The sequence below is a fragment of the Moorena sp. SIO3I6 genome (assembly GCF_010672095.1).
On record NZ_JAAHHU010000282.1, the window covers coordinates 1 to 6,066 of the forward strand.

At 40.3% G+C, this 6,066-nt stretch carries 6 protein-coding genes and 4 pseudogenes; 6 read left to right on the forward strand and 4 right to left on the reverse strand.

The features are described 5' to 3' along the window. Window positions 1–233 (forward strand): annotated as a pseudogene (locus tag F6K49_RS34040) (GMP synthase (glutamine-hydrolyzing)); the annotation flags it as partial. Window positions 234–263: 30 nt separating this feature from the next. Here F6K49_RS34040 and F6K49_RS34045 read toward each other — a convergent pair. The 3 genes and pseudogenes from F6K49_RS34045 to F6K49_RS34055 form a co-directional block, all read right to left on the reverse strand. Beyond that, on the reverse strand, window positions 264–440 hold the full coding sequence (locus F6K49_RS34045; RefSeq protein ID WP_293040708.1) for a hypothetical protein: 177 nt from the start codon (window positions 438–440) through the stop codon (window positions 264–266). A 726-nt stretch (window positions 441–1,166) separates the two neighbouring features. Continuing rightward, a complete protein-coding gene (locus tag F6K49_RS34050; RefSeq protein ID WP_293103756.1) occupies window positions 1,167–1,355 on the reverse strand; it encodes a hypothetical protein in 189 nt (62 codons plus the stop codon). Window positions 1,356–1,681: 326 nt separating this feature from the next. Further along, window positions 1,682–1,904 (reverse strand): annotated as a pseudogene (locus F6K49_RS34055) (transposase); the annotation flags it as partial. A 336-nt stretch (window positions 1,905–2,240) separates the two neighbouring features. Here F6K49_RS34055 and F6K49_RS34060 point away from each other — a divergent pair. From F6K49_RS34060 to F6K49_RS34070, 3 genes and pseudogenes are all read left to right on the forward strand, one after another. Beyond that, on the forward strand, window positions 2,241–2,411 hold the full coding sequence (locus F6K49_RS34060; RefSeq protein ID WP_293017909.1) for a hypothetical protein: 171 nt from the start codon (window positions 2,241–2,243) through the stop codon (window positions 2,409–2,411). Between the two features lie 184 nt (window positions 2,412–2,595). Continuing rightward, window positions 2,596–3,210: pseudogene (locus F6K49_RS34065) on the forward strand (IS4 family transposase); the annotation flags it as partial. 119 nt (window positions 3,211–3,329) lie between these two features. After that, window positions 3,330–3,461 (forward strand): hypothetical protein, encoded by a 132-nt coding sequence (locus F6K49_RS34070; protein WP_293065957.1) that lies wholly within the window; start codon window positions 3,330–3,332, stop codon window positions 3,459–3,461. Between the two features lie 732 nt (window positions 3,462–4,193). Here the strand turns inward: F6K49_RS34070 and F6K49_RS34075 are convergent. After that, complete coding sequence (locus F6K49_RS34075) at window positions 4,194–4,649, reverse strand: PilZ domain-containing protein (RefSeq protein ID WP_293103759.1); 456 nt, start codon at window positions 4,647–4,649, stop codon at window positions 4,194–4,196. Between the two features lie 399 nt (window positions 4,650–5,048). Between F6K49_RS34075 and hemJ the strand changes: the two genes are divergently transcribed. Further along, entirely contained in the window at window positions 5,049–5,630 is a 582-nt protein-coding gene (hemJ, locus tag F6K49_RS34080; RefSeq protein ID WP_293017911.1) for a protoporphyrinogen oxidase HemJ, read from the forward strand. A 224-nt stretch (window positions 5,631–5,854) separates the two neighbouring features. Beyond that, window positions 5,855–6,066, forward strand: a pseudogene (locus F6K49_RS34085) (hypothetical protein); the annotation flags it as partial.

The following is a 6,066-nucleotide window of genomic DNA, read 5'->3' on the forward strand; positions in this document are numbered from 1 at the left end:
CCGTGTTGCTCCCAATACGCAGTGTGGGAGTAATGGGGGACAAGCGCACTTACGCTCATCCGATTGTATTGCGCTTTGTTTCCAGTGAAGATGGTATGACCGCTGACTGGTCACGAGTACCTTATGAGTTACTTGAAACTATTTCCAACCGGATTGTTAATGAAGTCAAGGGAGTTAATCGGGTAGTCTATGATATTACCTCCAAACCCCCTGGAACCATAGAGTGGGAATAGTTTCTTCAAAGCGTGATTAGTGATTAGTGATTAGTGATTAGTGATTAGCCATTCTTCATTGGTCAGATGACGTAAGCATTCAGCCGTCAGCCCTGAGCCATTCGCGTAGCGTGGCCATAGTCCAAGGCTCACGCTACTTGAGGTGCTTATTTTATTCAAAACCACCTCAAGTAGCGTGGCCACAGGCAAATGGCTGATACGCGACACGCTGATAGCTGATAGCTGATACCAAATCCGGTTATTATAGGTTACTTACCTAAATCCTCAAATCAAGTCTAGGCAAAGACTTTGATGGTTTTGAATATAGTCTTATTAAACCGGATTTGGTATGATAGCTGAATGCTTACCAGATGACTAATCACTAAACAATATAAAACCAAAGTTTCCAGTTTAGTGGAACTTCGGTTGATACACTATGGCAAAAGCAATAAGTAGTCGGACAAAATAAATCGCACTGTATTAAGTTTTGTAAAGGATTGATAAGTCTAACATTACGTGACCCGATGTCAATTTTCAAAAAGCAAGACCTAGAGCAGTTGAAAATCGTAAAAATCTTCAAAAAAACCGGCCATGAAACAAATTAAATCACTTCAATATAACCAGAATCAGACCGAAGCAAAATGACAGAATACTGAGCACATGAGAGTGATTAACTATCCAGTCATTTTCTTAAATCAAACCTCAAAAATTAATTAAATCTAAATCTTTTGACCGCCAATCCATTCCGATTTTGTCTCGTCTGAATACCTGCCATTACAGCGACTGCGCGCTTCGTATTCATCCTCAAACATTTGACCAGCTAATTCATCTTCTTTCAGTCGTTGCTACTCCTTCTCAATTCGATTGAGTTCAGGAGAATAACTAGGTAACAAGAATATATAGCGCTACGCGCAAGTCAGAAGTTATAAGTCAGAAGTCAAAAGCAAGCTAGGACTAGGTTTCGGAGTTTAGGAATGTCCTAACAGTAGCGCGTAGTGCTATATAAAGTCCAAGACTCTCCCATTTATCATAATTATATTTCGTTAATTTACTTGTATGAATAGAACCTTGGTCTTGAACAACAACAGTTATTTTTCCAGTTTTATTTAATCTTTCTTCTGCTTGTACTGCTTGCCAATTCATTAATTTGATCTAACTTTCGCTCTCTTGGTGCGCGTTCACGCTTAGCTTTGAAAAAGCGCGGGGTCGCACCGCTTTTAAAACTTTTGAAAGCCAATCCATACTCAAAACTTTTTCCTCTTTATAATAGTCCACATATATTTAATCTTTTACCTTTTTTTTTACCCGGCTCGTAACTACTCAGAGCAAAAAATAGAGCTTGTTGAGAAAGATGTAAATCACAAGCTTCATCAAGTTAATGGTATATGTATATTGCCAGCTGTTGCAGACAGCGACCAGCCAAAATTAGGGCGTGAAAAGATTGAGATAAATTACAAGCCCTTGAAGTATTAAGTAGATGGCAATCCAGGCGGATCGCGACCAGCATTAGACAACAGTTCACACAAACTGTTAATCGCCGACGAACCTTTTAACCGCTTAGTTTCTAAGAAGCTAAACATTTGAGCAACTAACGAGCGCGCCCCAATCACTTCTAGCTCCACCACTAACTTTGCGATGTACTACTACAGGACGCAACCCTCGCTCGGCATCATTGTTGTCCGGTTTAACTTCGTATGGGAGTTAAAAATGTCAGGGTAAACGCATCTAACTTAAGTAAGTTTTCAAAAATCTATATTTCTCAATTTTAACTAGTAACAATCAAGCGATTGGAGCTGACTAAAAATTTTTGACCGCGTCCTCCCTTAGTTCCCGAAATGTTAACTCATAAATTTGGGTGCATATTCGGCTTATTCTCTTGGATAAAACTTGACTAACAAGTCCCTAGTTATTTACTGGCAGATGCTAAAATTTTGACTAAATAGTTATTGTCCATAGCAGCACGAAGCGCGTTTCATCTTTAAACTTCCTTTAAAGCTGGCTTCTTGTTTCATTATATAGCAATCCTAAATGAATTGTGATAATTTTGTTCCCTGTTCCCTACTCCCTACTCACTACTCCCTGTTCCCTGTTCCCTGTTCCCTGTTCCCTTTGGTATATTTAAAGCTAAACGACTTAGTAAAGCCAAGTTTTCATGAGAATTATCCTTGCGAATACGACTACTCTCTTCAGAGAAGGTGACATCTAATATCCAATGTAAGCTGTTTTAAATCCCCCAATGACTGCGGATAGCTTTAGCAATTTTATCAGCATTATTTTCCAAACTACTTATGTAAAAACGAACTTCAGTGGTTGTTTTATTCCACAAAAGTCGCTCACTGTCTTGATGCAGTCGCGTTCAAACCATGAGCGGCTGCATCAAGACAGAGCCTTTCCTATATATTTTGAATTACTTCCCAAATTAGGGTAAGCGCAATATTAATGAACAGAAAACTGCCCTATCTTCAGTGATGCCACTTTTAAAAAATTATAAAGTTTGTCTATTAGGGGATAGATAATTTTGCTCACTCAAGCTGGCGCAGCCTCTCCAGTCGTTGGGTGTATATTTCTGCTTACGTCTTAAGAATAACGAATTTATCGAAGTGAAAAATTATCTTTGGATTCAATTAAATAATTTAGGCTTAACACCAGGATTATCTTTGTTTCTCCAAGGATTTAAAGTGACAAAAACCCGTGGGTTTATAAGTTTTAATGTCCCTTGTAAGTGGCAACGTAAAATTAAGGGAATAGCCCCAAAAGAAGCCTGGTTTATTCTGACAAATCTTGAGAGCTTAGAGTTGGCGATTTCAGCTTATAAAAAAAGATTTGATTCGTTGGCGAAGCCTGGTGAGCGAAGCGAGGCATGGAAATGTTTAGAGATTTTAAGACAGGTGGTTATAATATAGAGGAGACTAAGGTTGAAGGTAAACGACTTATTTCTCTAGTTTTATTAATTGCGATAGCTTACACTTCCTCAACTATTCAAGGTCAGCATATTAAAGCGATGCAGCAAGGGAACAGGGGAGGCAGCGCGGTCTTGGGGGTCTCCCCCGGAGACGAAACCTGATTACGTTGAGCCTTTATGGTTGGTAGGCTATGCAGATGCATGGTTAAAACTTATTGATTAAGGCGAGCCTGTCTTACGGTAACTATCGCCAAAGGCGACGCTTGGCCGTAGGCCACGCCAAAGGCGAACGCGAACAAACCATGAGCGACTGCCGTGGTTTCCCCCGGAGACAAAACCTTAGATAGTGGAGCCTTTATAGTTAGCAGGTTATGCAGAAAAGGGTTAAATATTTTTTAATAAGGCGACCCTATCTTACGGTAAATTCAAACCATGAGCGACTGCATCAAGACACCATTGTTCATTTGTCAGACACGCCAACGAGTTCTTAAAAATTAGTCATGAAGTCATTATCTCATATTTGGTGCTCAACTTAACCTGGGTTGTGTTTAGCACATTTTTGCTTATTTGTCAATCTAATTTAGATGCGTTTGCCCTGCAACTTATCCCAAGTTTACTTAAAATTAATACTTAAAATTAATAGGGCTCTCCTAGAGTGGCTATGATAAATTCTGATCAAATAAGCGCTATAGTGCTTGCCCAGTAATGCTTTGAGTGATTGAAAAATGCAATTTCAATAAAAATGTATTTTTATAGCGGTTTTTCCCCTAATGAGGTACACATATTTTTTTACCTTTTCCCTCTTCTGACTTCACTGCTCCGAAGTCCCTGCTCCCTGCTCCCTAAAACCCGAAAACTTGTACCTTACTAGCTTAAAAAACGCTATAGTTGATTGAATCCCTTGCTATTTAAGGGGTTAAGCTCATTTCAACTACTAATTTACTATAATCAGTCTAGGAGAGCCATTAATACTTAAAATTAATCAGTAGTAACTGCTTACCCTATTAATCATTAACTCCATCACCCGTCATCTCTTCAAAGGGTAATATCTTTTCTGGACGCGCAACTTAGTATGAGGATTAGGTATAGCAGGTGTTAGAAGTCTTAGCCGGATCATTTCTTAGTAACTTATTCAGCTGAAGTTGAGGCGTTGAAATAGGTGTTGCTGGCAGACCTAACAGACAATCTAGACTTTCTGGTGAGACTGTTACAAACTGTAAACCAGCTCTATAGTTTGCTAGGGAATTTACTTTAGATTCTCTGCACCACATGACTTTAACTGTAGCAGTAACTGTGTTATTTTGTGGCAAGAAAAACTGTATTTTGATAACTTGACCGACTGGAATAGCTTTTTCACTGTAAATGCTGCAACCTCCTCGACTAATATTAACGACTGGATGACGAGCTGAGAAGAGACCAGCCAATCGATAAGAAATGGAGGTCTGTTGGCGAGGTGATCTTCTTTTTTCTCGCATGCTACTGGCATTAATCATACCCTTGACATTGGTTAAGTAAAACGTTTCCCTGTCAGCCATGCAAAGCGCGAGTGGGGGTTTACCCCAAGACCGCTTAGGTGCGCTTGACCCGTAATTAAATTCGCCACGGGTCGCACCTCTGCATCGCTTTTTATTTGTCCATTGTCTCAACCCCAGGTTTACGCTATGGTTCATCTATCTGTTTGAATCTGTATGGTTTTTGTATGAGTTAAAGAAGACATGAGATAATCGTAAGCATTTAGCGATCAGCTCTGGTCTACTAAGCTTTTGAAGCAAGGAAAACTTAGGCATTTGGCTCAGGACCGTGAGTATATGATTATTCGTGGGACTTCCCTCAAGAACCTGATAGCTGATACGCGACACGCGCTATAGCTGAAGTCAGGAGGCTAGACACTGCTCAGCTGCATGACGCTGTTGTAATAATGGAGGACACAATCTATGGCTTATTTCTGGTTCAAGGCGTTTCACTTCATTGGTGTAGTGGTTTGGTTTGCCGGTCTGTTTTATCTGGTGCGTCTGTTTGTCTATCATGCAGAGGCTTCACAAGAGCCCGAACCTGCCCAAACCATTCTCAAAAATCAGTATGAGATTATGGAAAAACGTCTCTATCACATAATTACTACCCCAGGTATGGTGGTAACGGTAGCGATGGCAATTGGTTTACTGCTAACAGAACCAGAAGTGCTCAAGCAAGGTTGGTTACATATCAAGCTGGCTTTTGTAGCCCTTTTACTGGTCTATCATTTCTATTGCGGTAGGATTATGCGACGGCTGGCTGCCAATGAATGCAGTTGGACTGGTCAGCAGTTTCGTGCTCTCAATGAGGCACCTACTGTCTTGCTGATGGTAATTGTTTTACTGGCAGTGTTTAAGAACAGTTTGCCTACAGATATTACCTCTTGGTTAATTCTTGCGATGATTATAGTAATGGCTGCCTCAATTCAGCTGTATGCCAAAAAGCGGAAGCGGGACAAAGAGAAAAGCTTGGCTACCACGTCCCAAGCAGAGCCTCAGCTTTGATTATCAACTTTGATTAATAGTCATTGGGGACCGATGTTAGTCCCCAAAGGAAAGTATAATCCCAATAGGAAAGTATAATAAGGGCTTAATCTTTTTGCCCTTGAAGTTAACCGTTGACCGTTGACGTGAACTGCATCGCCTGGGTAGAATGTTTCGTTTATTTTTCCCGACTTAACTTATCAACAACGATTAACAAACAATCGATAACATCTCAGATTTGCCTTATGTCCGCTATACCACTTAAATTAAATCTTAATGATGGTTCGGTGTCTTTTCCATTCACCGCCGATGCTGCCAAAAAATTGCAAGGTGAGCTTTACCAACTGATGCAGAGTCTGAAAGCTGCTGCTCAGGTATCTAGTGGTGGTAGACCCAAGCCTCAAAAACCGATGGAGTACCAATTTACTGGGGATGTCTTTCTTGAGATTTTCTGCAA